Raw genomic sequence first — 16,505 nt, 5'->3', positions numbered from 1 at the left:
AGCGCCTGCGGCTTGAGCTCGCGTGCCGCGTCGCGCGCGGCGGCGGCGGCCAGCAACTGGGCATCGTTCTGCACCGCCTGCTGGTAGACCGTCAACAGGTCCTCGGCGGAACACCACGGCGCCAGCAGGACGCCGGCCAGGCCGGCGGCGAGAGTCATTTTTTTCATATCGGGTCCCAGGGTCTGATAAGGCGCACCAAACCGCGCCGGTCAATAAACCGCCATCTCGGGTTCGATCTCGCGGGCCCAGGCATCCATGCCGCCGCGCAGGTTGACCACGTCCTTGAAGCCGTTGCGCTCGAGCCACACCGCCACCTGATGGCTGCGCACGCCGTGATGGCACAGCACCACCGTGGTCCGCGCCGGGTCCAGCTCGCGCAGGCGCTGCGGCAAACCCCGCATCGGCATCAGCACGGCCCCGGGCAGCGCGCACAGGGCATGCTCCCACGGCTCGCGCACGTCGATCAGCTGCCAGTCGGCGGCCGTCCCGGCATCGCGGGCGGCCTTCAGCGCCTGCACCGACAGCTCGCGCACCGTCCTAGAACTCGAACTCGGCCGGGGCGTGCACGTGCAGCAATGGCGGGGCGTCGGTTTCGAACAGCGCCTGGCGGTGCCAGTCGGCCTCGCCGGTGCGCGTGACCAGCACCGCCTGCATGGCCGGCCGCCGGCCGACGATCGCCGCCAGCCGGCCGCCCGGCTTCAGGCAATTCAAAAAGGCCTGCGGCAGCTGCGGCAACGCCCCGCTGATCATGACCGCATCATACGGGGCGTGGTCCGGCCAACCGTCTGCGGCGTTGCCGGTTTCGACGCGCACGTTGCGTACGCCGGCCTGCGCCAGGCGCAAGGCCGCCGATTCGGCCAGGTCGGGAAACACGTCGACGGTGGTCACGAACGCCGCCAGGCGCGCCATCAGCGCCGCCATGTAACCGCTGCCGGCACCGACTTCCAGCACCACATCGGCGGGCTGCAAGTTCAGCGCCTGCAGGAAGCGCGCCTCGATCTTGGGCGCCAGCATCACCTGGCCGTGCCCGATCGGCAGCATCAAATCGGCATAGGCGAGGTTGCGGTAGGCCGGCGGCACGAAGTCCTCGCGCCGCATCTGCGAGAGCAGATCGAGCACGCGCTCGTCGGACACCTCCCAGGCACGCACCTGGTTCAGGAGCATGTTGAAACGGGCGGCGGCGAGGTCCGGGCTGTTCATGTGTGGGCGGGCGACCTTGAGAACGGTGACGACCCCTGCGGGGCCTGGCGGGCGCCGGCGAACGCGCGGCCTGGCGCGTTGACACCCCTTCGAAGCGGCGCATAGATTACCGTTGCAGCGCCCATCGCCACAACACAACAGCGCCGCCGTGGCCGACTTTGGCCGCCATACCGCCCCCTTCGCCGCCCCCACAGGTCACCCCATGAACGCCACCCAGAAACCCGTGCTCACGCCGGCCGCCGACGTCGACGCCGAGCTGCGCCGGCCGTTCGCCGGCTCGTCGAAAATTTATGTCGCCGGCAGCCGGCCGGACATCCGGGTGCCGATGCGCGAAGTGACGCAATCCCCGACCACCACCCAGCACGGCGCCGAGCCCAACGAGCCGATCGTCGTCTACGACACCTCGGGCGCCTACACCGACCCGGCCGCCCCGATCGACCTGCGCCGTGGACTGCCGGCCATCCGGGCGGCCTGGATCGCCGAGCGCGCTGACACCGAGGTGCTGACCGAGATCAGCTCGCATTACGGCCGCGCGCGCGCCGCGGCAGAGGATCTCGCCGCCCTGCGCTTTCCGAACCCGCGCCTGCCGCGCCGCGCCCTGCCCGGGCGCAATGTCACGCAGATGCACTACGCCCGGCGCGGCATCGTGACGCCGGAGATGGAATTCATCGCCATCCGCGAGAACCAGCGCCTGGAGGCCGTGCGCGATCAGGCGCTGCTGCGCCAGCACCCGGGCCACGGCTTCGGCGCGGCCATCCCGAAGGTGATCACGCCCGAGTTCGTGCGCGACGAGGTCGCCCGCGGGCGCGCCATCATCCCGGCCAACATCAACCACCCGGAAAGCGAGCCGATGATCATCGGCCGCAATTTCCTGGTGAAGATCAACGGCAACATCGGCAACTCGGCGGTCACCTCGTCCATCGAGGAAGAAGTCGAGAAGATGGTGTGGGGCATCCGCTGGGGCGCCGACACCATCATGGACCTGTCCACCGGCAAGCACATCCACGAGACGCGCGAGTGGATTTTGCGCAACAGCCCGGTGCCGATCGGCACGGTGCCGATCTACCAGGCGCTCGAAAAGGTCGACGGCAAGGCGGAAGAACTCACCTGGGACATCTTCCGCGACACGCTGATCGAGCAGGCCGAGCAGGGCGTCGACTATTTCACCATCCACGCCGGCGTGCTGCTGCGCTACGTGCCGCTCACCGCAAGGCGCCTGACCGGCATCGTCAGCCGCGGCGGCTCGATCCTCGCCAAGTGGTGCCTGGCGCACCACAAGGAGAATTTCCTCTACACGCACTTCGAGGAAATCTGCGAAATCATGAAGGCGTACGACGTCGCCTTCTCGCTGGGTGACGGCCTGCGGCCGGGCTCGATCGCCGACGCCAACGACGAAGCGCAGCTCGGTGAACTCAAGACGCTGGGCGAGCTCACGCAGATCGCCTGGAAGCACGACGTGCAGACCATGATCGAGGGCCCCGGCCACGTGCCGATGCACCTCATCAAGGAAAACATGGACCTGCAGCTCGACTACTGCGACGAGGCGCCGTTCTACACGCTGGGGCCGCTGACCACCGACATCGCGCCCGGCTACGACCACATCACGTCCGCCATCGGGGCAGCCATGATCGGCTGGTACGGCACCGCCATGCTGTGCTACGTGACGCCCAAGGAACACCTGGGTCTGCCGAACAAGCACGACGTGCGCGACGGCATCGTCACCTACAAGATCGCCGCCCACGCGGCGGATCTGGCCAAGGGTCACCCGGGCGCGCAGCTGCGCGACAACGCGCTCAGCAAGGCACGCTTCGAGTTCCGTTGGAGCGATCAGTTCAATCTCAGCCTCGACCCGGACAAGGCGCGCGAGTTCCACGACGAGACGCTGCCCAAGGAATCCGCCAAGCTGGCGCACTTCTGCTCCATGTGCGGCCCGCACTTCTGCTCGATGAAGATCACCCAGGACGTGCGCGAGTACGCGCAAAGCAAGGGCCTGGCCGACGACGACGGCGCGCTCGCCGCCGGCATGCAGGAGAAGGCGGCCGAGTTTCGTCAGGCCGGCGAGGTCTACCGGCCGCTGTAGGCCGCCGGCGGCTCACTCACCGCCGCGCGCGGCGGTGAGCTCGGGAAACAGCCGCCACCACAGCGCCACCACCAGCAGCGTGCCGAGGCCGCCCAGGGCGATGGACGGCACCAGACCGAACCAGGCGGCGGTGATTCCGGACTCGAACTCGCCGAGCTGGTTCGAGGCACCGATGAAGATGGCGTTCAGCGCGCTCACCCGCCCGCGCATGGCATCGGGCGTGCCCAGCTGCACCATGGTCTGGCGAATCACCACGCTGACCATGTCGGCGGCGCCGAGTCCCAGCAGCAACAGCAGCGACAGCCACAGCCAGCGCGAAGCCGCCAGCGCGACGGTGAGCAGCCCGAACACGGCCACCGCGATCAGCATCTGCCGGCCGACCGCGCCGCGCGGCGCATGCCGCCCCAACCAGACCGACATCAAAAGCGCGCCTGCCGCCGGCGCGCTGCGCAACAGGCCGAGCCCCAACGTGCCGGTGTGCAACAGCCGATCGGCGATCATCGGCAGCAGCGCCGTGGCACCGCCGAGCAGCACGGCGAACAGGTCGAGCGACATCACGCCCAGCAGCAAGCGCTGCTGGCGCACGAAACGCACGCCGGCCAAAAACGCCTCGACGAAGCCCTCGCGGTGCGCCACCGGCGCGGCCGCCTGCGCCCGCAGCCGGCTCATGGCGAGCGCCGCGGCCACGTACAAAAGACCCGTCGCGACATACGCGGTGGTGGTGCCAAGACCGAGCACGACACCGGCGATGGCCGGCGCGGCCAGCGTCGCCGCCTGCACCGCCGAAGCGCTCGCCGCCACGGCGCGGGGGAATAGCGCCCCCGGCACGATGCCCGGCAACAGCGCCTGCGTGGCCGGCATCTCGAAGGTGCGCGCCGCGCCGCACAGCGCCGCCAGCACGAACACCGCCTGCCGGCTATCGTGGCCGGACAGGCTGAGCAGTGCGAGCCCCAGGACCGCCGCGCCCTGCACACTTTGCGCCAGCAGCGCCACGGCCCGGCGCGGGTAGTGATCGGCGGCATGACCGGCGAGCGGCGTCAGCAGCAGGCGCGGCAGAAAGGTGAACAGGCCCACCAGCCCCAAATCCAGCGCCGCGCCGGTGAGCTGGTAGACGTGCCAACCGACCACCACCGCCTGCATCTGGAAACCGGCCGCGGTACACAGGCGCGCCAGCCAGTAATGACGAAACGGCGGCTGGCGCCAGGGCGAGGGCGAGGCGGCGTCGGCTTCGGCCATCACGCTGGCTCAAGGCTCCCCGCGCCTCACCAGCAGGCACACGGCGTGGGCGGCGATGGCCTCCTGCCGGCCGACCGGCCCCAGGCCCTCGGTGGTGGTGGCCTTGACGCTCACCGCGCCGATGTCGATGCCCAGATCGGCCGCGATGTTGGCGCGCATGGCGTCGCGGTGTGGCGCCAGCTTCGGCCGCTGCGCCAGCACGGTGGCGTCGACGTTGGCCACCGCATAGCCGGCCGCCCGCACCCGCGCCACGACCTCGCGCAACAGAACCCGGCTGTCGGCGCCGGCATAGGCAGGATCGGTGTCCGGGAAGTGCTGACCGATGTCGCCGAGCGCCGCGGCGCCGAGCAGGGCATCGGCGAGCGCATGCAGCAGCACGTCGCCGTCGGAGTGGGCGACCGGGCCGCGGTCGTGGACAATCTCGACGCCACCCAGCACCAGGCGGCGGCCCTCGGCCAGCGCGTGCAGGTCGTAACCGTGGCCGATGCGCATCAGCCGTCCTCACACTGCTGGGCGGCCAGCAGACACTCGGCCAATGGCAGGTCCTGCGGCACGGTGATTTTGAGATTGTCGCGCCGGCCGGGCACCAGGCGCGGCCGCCAGCCGGCCCGCTCCATGGCCTGCGCCTCGTCGGTGGGCTCGCTGCCCGCCGCGAGTGCATCGCGCAGCGCCGTGCGCAGCACGCCCAACTGAAAACGCTGCGGCGTCTGCGCCGCCCACAGCCCATCGCGCGGCACGGTGGCCTCGCTGCGCCCGCCCGCGTCGGCGCGCTTGATGGTGTCGGTCAGTGGCATCGCCAGCAGGCAACCGTGCGCGTCGAGCGGCTGCCCGCACAGGCGCTCGATGTCGCTGGCATGCAGCAGCGGGCGCACGGCATCGTGCACCAGCAGCGGCGTGTCGGCCGCCAACTGGCGCGCCAGCTCGTCGAGCGCCGCCAACACCGAGGCGGCACGGCAGGCGCCGCCGCTGACGACGTGCAGCGGCTTGTCGGCGCGAAAACCGAGCGCCGGCCAGTGAGGATCGTCCGCCCGCAGCGTCAGCACCAGCCCGGCCACGCGCGGTGCGGCCAGCAGGCGATCGAGCGTGTGCAACAACAGCGGCCGGCCGGCCAGCGGCAGGTATTGTTTGGGCCGTTCGGCGCCCATGCGCGCGCCGATGCCGGCGGCCGGCACGATGGCCCAGTGATCGGCAGCCGACGTCGGCACCGTGCCTATTCGATGACGCGGATGAAGGTCTCGCCCGGCTTGATCATGCCGAGCTCGGAGCGCGCCCGGTCCTCGACCGCCGAAAGACCCGTGCGCAGGTCGTCCACCTCGGCGGCGAGCTGCGCATTGCGCTCGGCGAGCTGCGCGACCTGGTCGCGCTCGCGCCGGACGCGGTCCTGCAGATCGCCCAGATCGAACACATTGCCCGGCGCCACCAGCAGACGGTGCTGCAGGCCGAGCATGGCCAGCAGCAGCACCAGCAGGCCGGCGCGCGTCGTCATTGGCGTGCCAGCGCCCCGAACACCGCCACGCCCGGGTAACGCGCCGCGGCGCCGAGCTCCTGCTCGATGCGCAGCAGGCGGTTGTACTTGGCGACGCGGTCCGAGCGCGACAGCGAACCGGTCTTGATCTGCCCGGCGCCGGTGCCCACGGCGATGTCGGCGATGGTGGTGTCCTCGGTCTCGCCGGAGCGGTGCGAGATGATGGCCGAGTAACCGGCCTCGCGCGCCAGGCGCACGGCCTTCAGCGTCTCGCTGAGCGTGCCGATCTGGTTCACCTTGATCAGGATGGAGTTGGCCACGCCGGCGGCGATGCCCTTCTCGAGGATGGCCGGGTTGGTGACGAACAGGTCGTCACCCACCAGCTGCACGGACTTGCCGAGCCGGTCGGTGAGGCGCTTCCAGCCGTCCCAGTCGTCCTCGGCCTGGCCATCTTCGATGGAGATGACCGGATAACGGCCGGCCAGGCCGGCCAGATAATCCACGAACTCGGCCGACGTCAGGCTGCGCTTCTCGGATTCGAGCTCGTAGCGGCCGGCCTTGTAGAACTCGCTGCTGGCCACATCCAGCGCCAGCAACACCTCGTCGCCGGCCAGATAGCCGGCGGCGCCGATGCTGTCCAGCACCACCCGCAGCGCCTCCTCGTTGGACGACAGATCGGGCGCGAAGCCGCCCTCGTCGCCGACGGCGGTGTTCAGCCCCCGCTGGCGCAATAGCTTTTTGAGCGCCTGGAAAATCTCGGCGCCGCAGCGCAGCGCCTCCGAGAACGTCGGCCGGCCGGCCGGGATGATCATGAACTCCTGCAGATCGACGCTGTTGTCGGCGTGCGCGCCGCCGTTCAGGATGTTCATCATCGGCACCGGCAGGCACATGTCGACCCCGCCGCACAGCGCGTTGATGTGCCGGTACAGCGGGATGTCGCGGCAGGCCGCGGCGGCGTGCGCGGTGGCCAGCGACACCGCCAGGATGGCGTTGGCGCCCAGGCGGCTTTTGTTGTCGGTGCCGTCGAGGTCGATCATCACCGCATCCACGCGATGCTGGTCGACCGGATCGATGCCGCGCACCGCCGGCAGGATGCGGCTGCGCACGTTGTCGAGCGCCTTCAGCACCCCCTTGCCGCCGAAGCGGGCCGGCTCGCCGTCGCGCAGCTCCAGCGCCTCGCGCGAGCCGGTGGAGGCACCGGACGGCACCGCCGCCCGGCCGAGCCGACCGTCGTCGGTCAGCACGTCCACTTCCACGGTGGGAAAGCCGCGCGAATCGAGAATTTCGCGCGCCTTGATGTCGACGATCTTGCTCATCGTGCTCTCAGCTCGGGTTGGCTTGCATGAGGGAGTGTTCGACGAAACCGGCGGCCTTGACGGCGCGATCCAGCGTCACCAGGGTTTGCAGCAGGTTTTCCATGCGATCGAGCGGCCAGGCGTTGGGGCCGTCGGACAGCGCGCGCGCCGGATCGGGGTGGGTTTCCATGAACAGGCCGGCCACGCCGGCGGCCACGGCCGCCCGCGCCAGCACCGGCACGAATTCGCGTTGCCCGCCGGAGCGATCGCCCTGCCCGCCCGGCAGCTGCACCGAGTGCGTGGCGTCGAACACCACCGGGCAGCCGGTCTGCCGCATCACGGCCAGGCCACGCATGTCGACCACCAGATTGTGGTAGCCGAACGAGACGCCGCGCTCACACACCAGCGTGCGGCCGGCGCCACCGGCAGCGTTGGCCTTGGCCACCACCTGCGCCATGTCTTCCGGCGCCAGGAACTGGCCTTTTTTGATGTTGACCGGTTTGCCGCTGGCCGCCGCGGCGACGATGAGGTCGGTCTGCCGGCACAAAAAGGCCGGCGTCTGCAGCACGTCCACCACGGCGGCGGCCGCCTCGACGTCGTCCGGCGTGTGCACGTCGGTCAGCACCGGCACGCCGACGGTCTCGCGCACCTCGGCCAGCATGGCAAGCCCCGCCTCGCGGCCGGGGCCGCGGAATGACTTGCCGGAACTGCGGTTGGCCTTGTCGAACGAGGCCTTGAAGATGAACGGCACCCGAAGCCGCGCGCAGATGTCCTTGAGCGTGCTTGCGGTGTGCAGCACCAGCTCACGGCTCTCGGCCACACAGGGTCCGGCGATCAGGAACAGCGGCCGGTCGATGCCGACCTCGAAACCGCACAGCTTCATGCGGACACCGGCTGCGGCACGCGCGCCGCCCGGTGGATGCGCGCCGCCTCCACGAAGCTGCTGAACAGCGGGTGGCCGTCGCGCGGGTTGGAGGTGAATTCGGGGTGGAACTGGCAGCCGATGAACCAGGGGTGGTCCGGCAGCTCGATCACCTCCACCAAACCGTCCTGCTCGGAACGGCCGGACACCGCCAGGCCCGCCTCCTGCAGCGCCGGCAGGAAGGTGGGGTTGACCTCGTAGCGGTGGCGGTGGCGCTCGACGATGCGCTCGGCACCATAAATGCGCCGCACCAGCGTGTCCTCGCGAAGCACGCAGGTCTGCCCGCCAAGGCGCATGGTGCCGCCAAGATCGGTGCCGGCGCCGCGCTGCTCGCGCCGGCCGCTGGCGTCCAGCCATTCGGTGATCAGCGCCACCACCGGCGCCGGGGTGTCGGGATCGAACTCGGTGCTGTGGGCGTCGTCGAGGCCCGCCACGTTGCGCGCGAACTCGATCACCGCCACCTGCAGGCCAAGGCAGATGCCCAGATACGGGATGCCGTGCTCGCGGGCGTAGCGCACGGCGGCGATCTTGCCCTCGACGCCGCGCTCGCCGAAGCCGCCCGGCACCAGGATGGCGTCCATGCTGGCCAGCGCGCCCACGCCGTCGGCGTCCAGACTTTCGGCATCGACGTAGTGCACGTTCACGCGCGTGCGGGTGTGCGCGGCGGCGTGGTCGAGCGCCTCGTTCAGCGACTTGTAGGAATCGGCCAGATCGACGTATTTGCCGACCAGCGCGATGTCGACGGTGGCGGTGGGGTGCTCGAAGTCGTAGATGTAGCGGTCCCAGGCCTCCAGGCGCGAGGTGCCGACCGGCAGATCGAGCCGGCGCACCACGAAATCGTCCAGCCCCTGGTCGTGGTAATGGCGCGGAATCTTGTAGATGTTGTCCAGATCCTCGGCCGAGATCACCGCCTCGCGCGGCACGTTGGTGAACAGCGCGATCTTGCGCCGCTCGTCCTCCGGCAGCGGCTGCTCGGTGCGGCACAGCAACACGTCCGGCCGGATGCCGATGGCCTGCAGTTCCTTGACCGAGTGCTGCGTGGGCTTGGTCTTGATCTCGCCGCTGGCGCGCAGGTAGGGCACCAGCGTGAGGTGCATGTACAGCACGTCGTGGTGCGGGCGCTCGAGGCCCATCTGGCGGATGGCCTCCAGGAACGGCAGCGATTCGATGTCGCCCACCGTGCCACCGATCTCGACCAGCGCCACGTCGGCATCGGCGGCGCCCTCGATGATGCAGCGCTTGATCTCGTCGGTGACGTGCGGAATCACCTGCACGGTGCGGCCCAGATACTCGCCGCGGCGCTCCTTGCGCAGCACCGCCTCGTACACCTGACCGGCGGTGAAGTTGTTGGCGCGGCGCATCGGCGCGCGCGAGAAGCGCTCGTAGTGGCCAAGGTCGAGGTCGGTCTCGGCGCCATCGGCGGTGACGTACACCTCGCCATGCTGGAACGGGCTCATGGTGCCCGGGTCGACGTTGAGGTAGGGGTCGAGCTTGAGGAAGGTGACCTTCAGGCCGCGCGATTCCAGCAACGCGCCGATGGACGCGGCGGCGATCCCCTTGCCGAGCGAGGAGACCACGCCACCGGTTACGAAAATGAATTTCGGCATGCGTGCGGGCGAAAAAAGGCGTGGAAAACAGGCCAAAAAGTACCAGATCGCGCCGGTCCGGACAATCGACGCCGGCCGGCGGCACCGAATGAATCAGCGCCGTTCAGCGTGTCTTCAGCCGCTGGCGGCGCAGCTCGCGCAGTGCGGCGGCCGCCTGTGCCGGCGAGGCGCCCGGCGCAAAGCGCGTGCGCGCGTAGCACTCCAGAAAACGCCGGGCCGCCGCGCGGCGCGCCGGCGGCCAGCCGTCCGGCAGCTGCGCGAGGTAATCGGACGCCGTCCACTGCGCACGCTCGGGCAGGCCGCTCAGGCGCAAAAAGCGCCGCCACAGGCGCTGCCATTGCCGAGCGTGACCGGGCGTCGGCGGCGCCTGGCGCAGGCGCCGGTACTCGCGCACGAACAGCCCGGCCAGCGCCGCAAGACCTGCCAGCAGCACCGCCCGCACCTGCGCGTCGGTCAGCTCCACCTGCGCCCACCAGGCGTCCAGGCGTGCCGCCAGGCGCTGCCAGGCGCGCTCGAGCGCACCGCCGCCGTATCCGGCCAGCGCGGCGTCGTAGTCGGCCGGGGTGGCATCCAGCGTGTGCCAGCGACCGGCCGCGTCCTGCCATTCGGCCCAGGCGTGGGCGTCGCGCTCGCGCACCAGAAAGGCGCCGCCGCCCAGCGGCTCGGACACCCGATAACCGGTCACCAGCCGGCTCGGCACGCCGTTGGCGCGCAGCGCCAGCGCCGCCGCGGTGGCATACCAGAAGCAATGCGCCGGGCGGCGGTTGAGAAAGAAATCATGCAGCGGCGCCTGCCGGTCGAGCCGGTAGTGCAGGCTGTAGCGGCGGGCGCGCAGCTCGGCGCCGATGCGCGCCGCGGTGTGCGCGGCGTCCGGCCCGGCCAGCGCGGCGGCGGCGGCCTGCAGCCGTCCGTCCCAGAACGGCGGCAGCGCCAGAGCGGCGGCGGGCGCCGGCGGCCCGGCGGGCGGCGGCCCGCCGATCGCCTGCCAGCGCCGCGCGGAGCGGCCGGAAAAGCGGCCCTGCAGCACGCCGGCGGCATCGACGCCGAGCTCGCCTTCGGCCAGCTCGACGCGGTACGTGCCGGGCGGCAGGAACAGCAGGTCGTCGCGGCGCAGGCTGCGCAGCTCGACCGTCCAGCTCGGCCGGCCGGCGGCGAGCCGGTAGCGCGCACCCGTGCCGTCCGCCTCGCGCACCGGTGGCGCGCCGCCGGCATCGACGGTCTGCCACGCGTACTGCGCATCCAGCGTCAGCAGGCGGTTGCCGACCAGGTACGGCGGCGGCGTGCCGGCGCGCACGAACACGCGCAGCACCGGCCGGCGGGCCGGATGCAGCAGGCCGTCGGCCTGCAGCTGCGCCAACGGCGCAAAGCCGGCGGCGCCACGCGGCGCCGGCAGCGCATGAAACAGTGCCCCCAGCAACGGCCGCTGCCCGGCCCGCAGGGCGGCTTCCGCCAGCGGCAGCAGCACCAGCAGCGGCGCCAGCAGCAGCGCGCGGCGCAGGGCACGAGCGCCCAGGCGCGCCGTCGCCGGCGCCAGCAGCGCCGCGCCGACCGCCAGCCACGGCAGCGCCGCCACCAGGCCGGCCGCCGGCAGGCGGCGCGGAATCAGCAGCGCCAGCAGCAACACCGTCGCCGCCAGCGCATCACCGACCCGATCGCCGGCCCGGCCCGGCAACGGCGCCGGGCGCGTCAGCAGCAGCCACAGCGCCAGCACCAACACCGCCAGGCACAGGCCGCCGAACACCGTGAAATCCGCCGCCCAGGAACCCGCCGGCAGCCAGTCGGCCAGCGCCATGTAGCCGAGCAGGCCGCCGCTGACGCAGGTGATGAAAGCGAGACCCGCCGTCGGCGCCAGCGGCCGGCGCCAGCGAAGCCAAGCCGGCAGCGGTGCCAGCAGCGCCGACACCGCGAACACCAGCGCTGGCATGGTCACCTGCATGGACAGCAGCACGTGCGCCCCGGCCGCGGCCACCGCGACGGCGAGCAGCCCATCCGCCGCGCGCATCAGACCGCGAGCTCGTGATTGCCGGGGCCGGGCGGCAGCGACCGCCCGCCGCGCCCGGCCAGACGAAACGCCAGCACTAGCCGCCCCGCCGCCCGCCAGGCGGCGAGCCGGGCCAGCAGTGCCGCACCGGCGTCCTCGCACACCAGCAGGCACAGCAGATCGGCGGCGGGCGTCGCGGCCGGCAAGTGGGTTTCGCGCGCCGGCGGGCAGCCGGCGACGGCCTGCTGCAGCGCCGCCTCGTCGGCCGGCGCCTGCCAGTCGCCGCCGAGCGCCAGCGCGCGCAGCGGCAAGGCTTCGGCCCGCGCCTGCGCCGCCAGCTCCAGCACCAGCGCCAGGCGCCGGTCGAGCGCCGCCGCATCGGCCGGCCGGCGCTGCCAGGGCGCAAAGCCGGCCACCGCGGTGTCGCAGGCGATGGCGACGCCGGCGGCGCGCAGCTCGCTGCCGCCGCGAAACACCCGCGACATCAGCTCGCCGCGCCGGGCGCTGGCGCGGTGATCGAGCCGCGCGACCGGATCGCCCGCCTGGTAGGCACGGCTGTGGCTGTACTCGACGGCGCCGGCGGCGCGCGTGGCGTGCGCGCCGGACGCAAGACAGCGCGCCGCCAGCGCGCGCAGCGGCGGCAGGCGCAGCGCCAGCGGCGGCGGCAACACCGCCAGGCGCAGCGGCAGCGGCACGCCGACCGTGCTGCGGGTGAGAAACAACGGAAACAGGCTGTGCACGGCCACGCCCGGCAGCTCCAGCAGGCCGCGCGCCTGCGGCGTGACCGACAGCTCGCACACCCGGCTGTCGCCGGGGTCGAGGCGCTCGATCAGCGGGCTGCGCGCGGCCGGCGCCGGCCGCCAGCCGGGACCGCGCCATTCGCGCAGCCACAGCTCGCGCGCCGTCCGCCGCCCGCGGTTGCTCACCCGCACGCGCCCGCACCAGGGCTGCCCGGCCACCGCCGGCGCGTGATCGAGCCGCATGAGCGCAAGGCGCGGTCGCCACAGCCGGCCGACTGCGGCGCTGAGCGCCAGCACCAGCAACCCCGCCGCCGCCAGCTTGAGATCGAAGGCCGGATTGCTCGGCCTGGCCAGCAGCCACAGCAGCAGGCTGCCCAGCGCCAGCGCCAGGCCGGGCCCGGTCAGCCCGTCGCGCAACACCCGCAGCGGCGCCCGCCAGCCGCCGCGCCGCTCGGTGTAGCGCGGCACCAGGCGCAGGTTCAGCAGCCACACCGTCATGCGCCACAGGTGCAGCGCCAGCGGCTCGTGCACCACGCGCAGCGGGCGGTCGGCGAATTCCTTCACGTCGACCTGGTCACAGGCATCGCCGCGGCGCCGAGCCGGCCCATCGGCAACGAATCGGTCGCCAAGGGAACCGCCGATTCATTCATCGGTTTCCTCCGGGGCAGGATGCCCCGGCATGAATCAAGGGCTTGAGTCACAGATTCATGGAGCGCAGCGCGGGCATGAACCGCGCGGCAGCGAGCTGAAAAATTCCATGGATGGAATTTTTCAGCGTCTCCCAAGACCTCAACGCGGCAGCGGCACACCGGCGGTGAGCTCGTCCAGCAGCGCGGCGGTGATGCGCCGGTCGTGCTCGCGCCCCTGGCGCGGCAGCAGGCGGTGATCCCACACCGGATGCAGCAGCGCACGCACGTCCTCGGCCTGCACCGCGCCGCGCCCGTGCAGCAGCGCGCGCGCCCGCGCCGCGTCGGCCAGGTGAATCGCCCCGCGCGGCGAGATGCCAAGCCGCACGCGCGGATCGTCGCGCGTGACCCGCGCCAGCGCCACGATGTACTGGGCGAGATCCACGTGCAAAAACACCTCCCGCGCCTGCGCGCGCAGGCGCCGCAGGCGCTCCGGATCGAGCACCGCCAGCGGCGGCGGCGCCGTGCGGTAGGCACCCAGCAGCGTGCTTTCGGCGGCCGCATCCGGGTAACCCAGGCGCATGGCGATCAGAAAGCGGTCCAGCTGCGCCTCCGGCAGCGGGTTGGTGCTGTCGAAGTCGATCGGGTTCTGCGTGGCGATGACCGTGAACAGCGGCGACAACGGGTGGCTGACGCCGTCGGCCGTGACCTGCCCTTCCTCCATGGCCTGCAGGAAGGCCGACTGGCTGCGCGTGGGCGCACGGTTGATTTCGTCAGCCAGCAAAAGATCCGTGAAGATCGGCCCCGGCACGAACTCGAAGCGGCCGTCGCCCGGGTGGTACACGCTGCCGCCCAGCACGTCCGCCGGCAGCAGGTCGGAGGTGAACTGCACGCGGTTGAAGGCGACCCCGAGCGTGCGCGCCAAACCCTTGGCCAGCGTGGTCTTGCCGACGCCCGGCACGTCCTCGAGCAGCACGTGCCCGCCCGCCAGCACCGCCACCAGCAGCAGCTCCAGCACCGCGCCGTCGCCCAGCCACACGGCGGCCAGCTGCTCGCGCACCGCGGCCAGCGCCGCGGCGGCATCGTCAGCGGTGGTCAGGGGGGCGACGCGCGCCATCGGCCAGCCTCGAAAACGACAGGATGCCCCGGATCATCGACCACCCGGTCGGCCGGTCGAACTACAAATACGCCGCCATGCCGCCGTCGACGTCGAGCTGCGTGCCGGTGACGTAGCTCGCCGCATCCGACGCCAAAAACAGCGCCACGTTGGCCACTTCCCGCACCTGCCCGATGCGGCCCATCGGCACCCGGTAGAAGGCGGCGGTGGAGGTGAGGAAATCCGCGTAGCTGCCCTGCGTCGGATCGTGCCAGGCCTGCCAGGCCGGCGTTTCGACCAGCCCGAGGCCAATGGCGTTGGCGCGGATGCCCTGCGCGGCGTATTCCTTGGCCAGCAGCTTGGTGAACGACAGACAGCCGGCGCGCACCACGCTCGAGGCATAGAACGTCATGTCCGGCTGGCGGGCGAAGATGGCGTTGATGTTGACGATGCTGCCGCCGCCGCGGGCCAGCATCAGCGGCACCGCAGCGCGCGCGGTGCGGATCATGGCCAGCAGCTTGACGTCGAATTCCTTGTGCCACTGCGCGTCGCTGAGGCTGGCCAGCGTGCCCGACTCGGACGTGGCGGCGTTGTTGACCAGCACGTCCACGCCGCCGAAGCGGGATTTGGCCTCGGCCAGCAGGCGCTCGATGTCCTCGGCGTTTCCGACATCGGCCGCGATGCCGGCGATGCGCTCACCGTGCGTGGCGCGCCACTTGGCGATTTCGGCCTCCAGCCCGGCGCCGTCGCGGGCGCAGGTGAGCACGCAGGCGCCGGCTTCCAGAAACGCCTGCGCGATGCCGCGGCCGATGCCCTGGCGGCCGCCGGTGACGACCGCGACCTTGCCCTTGAGGTTGATGTCCATGGCTGTCCCCGCGGGTTATTTGAGCCCGGTCCAGACGGTCTTGACCTCGGTGTACATGGCGATGCCCTCCTCGCCGTTCTCGCGGCCGAGGCCGGACATCTTGTAGCCGCCGAACGGCGCCGCCGGGTCGAGGATGCCGTAGGCGTTGATATACACCGTACCGGCCTTGATGGCGCGCGCCACGCGGTGCGCCTTGCCGACGTTCTGCGTCCACAGGCCGGCGGCCAGGCCGTACTGGGTGTCGTTGGCGAGCGCGAGCACCTCGGCCTCGTCCTCGAACGGAATCACCGCCAGCACCGGGCCGAAGATTTCCTCCTGTGCCACGCGCATGTCGTTGCGCACGCCGGCCAGCACGGTCGGCTGGTAGAAATAGCCGCAGCCGCCCACATTGGCCGGCCCGCCGCCGGCGATCACCTCGGCACCCTCGCTCACGCCGAGCCGCACGTACTCGTCCACGCGTTTCAAGTGCTGCTCGGACACCAGCGCGCCGATGCGCGTGTCCTCGGCGAAGGGGTCACCCACCTTCATGCGCGCGGCGGCGTCCTTGGCGGCGGCCAGCGCCTGCTCGTACAGCGGCTTTTCGACGAACAACCGCGAGCCGGCGATGCACACCTCGCCCTGGTTGTAGAAGATCGCCGCGCCGATGGCGCGCATGGCCGACTTCAGATCGGCATCGGCAAAGATGATGTGCGGCGACTTGCCGCCAAGTTCCAGGCTGATGCGCTTCAGCGTGCCGGCGGCCTGGCGCATGATGTGCTGACCCGTGCGCGTGGAGCCGGTGAACGCGATCTTGTCGACGCCCGGATGCGTGATCAGCGCCTCGCCGGCCTCGCTGCCGAAGCCGGACACGATGTTGACCACGCCCGGCGGGAAGCCGGCTTCGTTGATGAGGTTGCCCAGATACAGCGCCGTCAGCGGCGTCTGCTCGGCGGGCTTCAGCACCACCGTGTTGCCGGCGGCCAGCGCCGGGGCGAGCTTCATCACCGCCATGAACAGCGGGAAGTTCCACGGCACGATCTGGCCGATGACGCCGATCGGCTCGCGCAGCGTGTAGGTCAGGAACGGCCCGCGCACCGGCACCGTCTCGCCGCGCAGCTTGCTCGGCCAGCCGGCGTAGTAGTGCAGCGTCTGCACCGACATCGGCAGGTCCACCTTGCGCGCGTCGCCGAAGGGCTTGCCGGTGTCGTAGGTCTCGAGCGCCGCCAGCGCCTCGGCGTTTTTTTCGACAAGGTCGGCGAAGCGGTGCAGCAACCGCTCGCGATCCGCCGCCGCCATGCCGGCCCAGGCGTCGGACTCGAAGGCCGCCCGGGCGGCCTTGACGGCGCGGCCGATGTCCGCCCCCGAGCCCTTGGCCACGCTGCCGAGCGACTGCCCGGTGGCCGGGTTGATGGT

15 protein-coding genes are annotated in these 16,505 nt (G+C 71.4%); 1 reads left to right on the top strand and 14 read right to left on the bottom strand.

Going from position 1 to position 16,505, the window contains the following annotated elements; all coding sequences use genetic code 11:
• Positions 1–209: 209 nt before the first annotated feature.
• Positions 210–533: a rhodanese-like domain-containing protein gene (locus PHC73_RS04240; protein WP_300124849.1), complete on the bottom strand. Its 324-nt coding sequence runs from the start codon at positions 531–533 to the stop codon at positions 210–212.
• 4 nt (positions 534–537) lie between these two features.
• Positions 538–1,200 carry a protein-L-isoaspartate O-methyltransferase gene (locus PHC73_RS04235; RefSeq protein ID WP_300124848.1) on the bottom strand — a complete coding sequence of 221 codons (663 nt, stop codon included), beginning with the start codon at positions 1,198–1,200 and terminating at the stop codon, positions 538–540.
• 202 nt (positions 1,201–1,402) lie between these two features.
• Here PHC73_RS04235 and thiC point away from each other — a divergent pair, with 202 nt between their 5' ends.
• Positions 1,403–3,280: a phosphomethylpyrimidine synthase ThiC gene (gene thiC, locus PHC73_RS04230; protein ID WP_300124847.1), complete on the top strand. Its 1,878-nt coding sequence runs from the start codon at positions 1,403–1,405 to the stop codon at positions 3,278–3,280.
• Between the two features lie 12 nt (positions 3,281–3,292).
• Here the strand turns inward: thiC and PHC73_RS04225 are convergent, their stop codons facing one another.
• The 12 genes from PHC73_RS04225 to PHC73_RS04170 all read right to left on the bottom strand — a co-directional run.
• Positions 3,293–4,516, bottom strand: a complete 1,224-nt coding sequence (locus PHC73_RS04225; RefSeq protein WP_300124846.1) for an MFS transporter — start codon at positions 4,514–4,516, stop codon at positions 3,293–3,295.
• A gap of 9 nt (positions 4,517–4,525) precedes the next feature.
• The gene (gene ispF / locus PHC73_RS04220) at positions 4,526–5,008 is read right to left on the bottom strand and encodes a 2-C-methyl-D-erythritol 2,4-cyclodiphosphate synthase (RefSeq protein ID WP_300124845.1); all 483 of its coding nucleotides are present in this window, start codon (positions 5,006–5,008) and stop codon (positions 4,526–4,528) included.
• Positions 5,008–5,721, bottom strand: coding sequence for a 2-C-methyl-D-erythritol 4-phosphate cytidylyltransferase (gene ispD, locus PHC73_RS04215; protein WP_300124844.1), 714 nt, complete (start codon positions 5,719–5,721; stop codon positions 5,008–5,010). Before ispD ends, ispF begins: the two co-directional genes overlap by 1 nt.
• Positions 5,722–5,726: 5 nt before the next feature.
• Positions 5,727–6,002: a septum formation initiator family protein gene (locus tag PHC73_RS04210; RefSeq protein ID WP_300124843.1), complete on the bottom strand. Its 276-nt coding sequence runs from the start codon at positions 6,000–6,002 to the stop codon at positions 5,727–5,729.
• Entirely contained in the window at positions 5,999–7,297 is a 1,299-nt protein-coding gene (gene eno / locus PHC73_RS04205) for a phosphopyruvate hydratase (RefSeq protein ID WP_300124842.1), read from the bottom strand. Before eno ends, PHC73_RS04210 begins: the two co-directional genes overlap by 4 nt.
• A gap of 7 nt (positions 7,298–7,304) precedes the next feature.
• On the bottom strand, positions 7,305–8,159 hold the full coding sequence (kdsA, locus tag PHC73_RS04200) for a 3-deoxy-8-phosphooctulonate synthase (RefSeq protein ID WP_300124840.1): 855 nt from the start codon (positions 8,157–8,159) through the stop codon (positions 7,305–7,307).
• Positions 8,156–9,805: a CTP synthase gene (locus tag PHC73_RS04195; RefSeq protein ID WP_300124838.1), complete on the bottom strand. Its 1,650-nt coding sequence runs from the start codon at positions 9,803–9,805 to the stop codon at positions 8,156–8,158. Before PHC73_RS04195 ends, kdsA begins: the two co-directional genes overlap by 4 nt.
• A gap of 103 nt (positions 9,806–9,908) precedes the next feature.
• Positions 9,909–11,807: a transglutaminase domain-containing protein gene (locus PHC73_RS04190; protein WP_300124837.1), complete on the bottom strand. Its 1,899-nt coding sequence runs from the start codon at positions 11,805–11,807 to the stop codon at positions 9,909–9,911.
• The gene (locus PHC73_RS04185) at positions 11,807–13,090 is read right to left on the bottom strand and encodes a DUF58 domain-containing protein (RefSeq protein ID WP_300124835.1); all 1,284 of its coding nucleotides are present in this window, start codon (positions 13,088–13,090) and stop codon (positions 11,807–11,809) included. Before PHC73_RS04185 ends, PHC73_RS04190 begins: the two co-directional genes overlap by 1 nt.
• A 225-nt stretch (positions 13,091–13,315) precedes the next feature.
• The gene (locus tag PHC73_RS04180; RefSeq protein ID WP_300124833.1) at positions 13,316–14,269 is read right to left on the bottom strand and encodes a MoxR family ATPase; all 954 of its coding nucleotides are present in this window, start codon (positions 14,267–14,269) and stop codon (positions 13,316–13,318) included.
• 61 nt (positions 14,270–14,330) lie between these two features.
• A complete protein-coding gene (locus tag PHC73_RS04175) occupies positions 14,331–15,113 on the bottom strand; it encodes an SDR family oxidoreductase (protein WP_300124831.1) in 783 nt (260 codons plus the stop codon).
• 15 nt (positions 15,114–15,128) lie between these two features.
• The coding region (locus PHC73_RS04170; protein ID WP_300124829.1) for an aldehyde dehydrogenase family protein at positions 15,129–16,505 on the bottom strand (1,377 nt) is incomplete at its 5' end.

The sequence above is a fragment of the Immundisolibacter sp. genome (assembly GCF_028696615.1).
GTDB lineage: Bacteria > Pseudomonadota > Gammaproteobacteria > Immundisolibacterales > Immundisolibacteraceae > Immundisolibacter.
Note: the sequence above shows the minus strand (reverse complement) of the source record. Positions and strands in the feature narration are given on the sequence as shown.

Bases quoted from the DNA above. Each gene is read 5' to 3' on its own strand.
- PHC73_RS04235 (WP_300124848.1), bottom strand. From the start codon at position 1,200: ATGAACAGCCCGGACCTCGCCGCCGCCCGTTTCAACATGCTCCTGAAC.
- thiC (WP_300124847.1), top strand. From the start codon at position 1,403: ATGAACGCCACCCAGAAACCCGTGCTCACGCCGGCCGCCGACGTCGAC.
- PHC73_RS04225 (WP_300124846.1), bottom strand. From the start codon at position 4,516: ATGGCCGAAGCCGACGCCGCCTCGCCCTCGCCCTGGCGCCAGCCGCCG.
- ispF (WP_300124845.1), bottom strand. From the start codon at position 5,008: ATGCGCATCGGCCACGGTTACGACCTGCACGCGCTGGCCGAGGGCCGC.
- PHC73_RS04210 (WP_300124843.1), bottom strand. From the start codon at position 6,002: ATGACGACGCGCGCCGGCCTGCTGGTGCTGCTGCTGGCCATGCTCGGC.
- eno (WP_300124842.1), bottom strand. From the start codon at position 7,297: ATGAGCAAGATCGTCGACATCAAGGCGCGCGAAATTCTCGATTCGCGC.
- kdsA (WP_300124840.1), bottom strand. From the start codon at position 8,159: ATGAAGCTGTGCGGTTTCGAGGTCGGCATCGACCGGCCGCTGTTCCTG.
- PHC73_RS04195 (WP_300124838.1), bottom strand. From the start codon at position 9,805: ATGCCGAAATTCATTTTCGTAACCGGTGGCGTGGTCTCCTCGCTCGGC.
- PHC73_RS04190 (WP_300124837.1), bottom strand. From the start codon at position 11,807: ATGCGCGCGGCGGATGGGCTGCTCGCCGTCGCGGTGGCCGCGGCCGGG.
- PHC73_RS04180 (WP_300124833.1), bottom strand. From the start codon at position 14,269: ATGGCGCGCGTCGCCCCCCTGACCACCGCTGACGATGCCGCCGCGGCG.
- PHC73_RS04175 (WP_300124831.1), bottom strand. From the start codon at position 15,113: ATGGACATCAACCTCAAGGGCAAGGTCGCGGTCGTCACCGGCGGCCGC.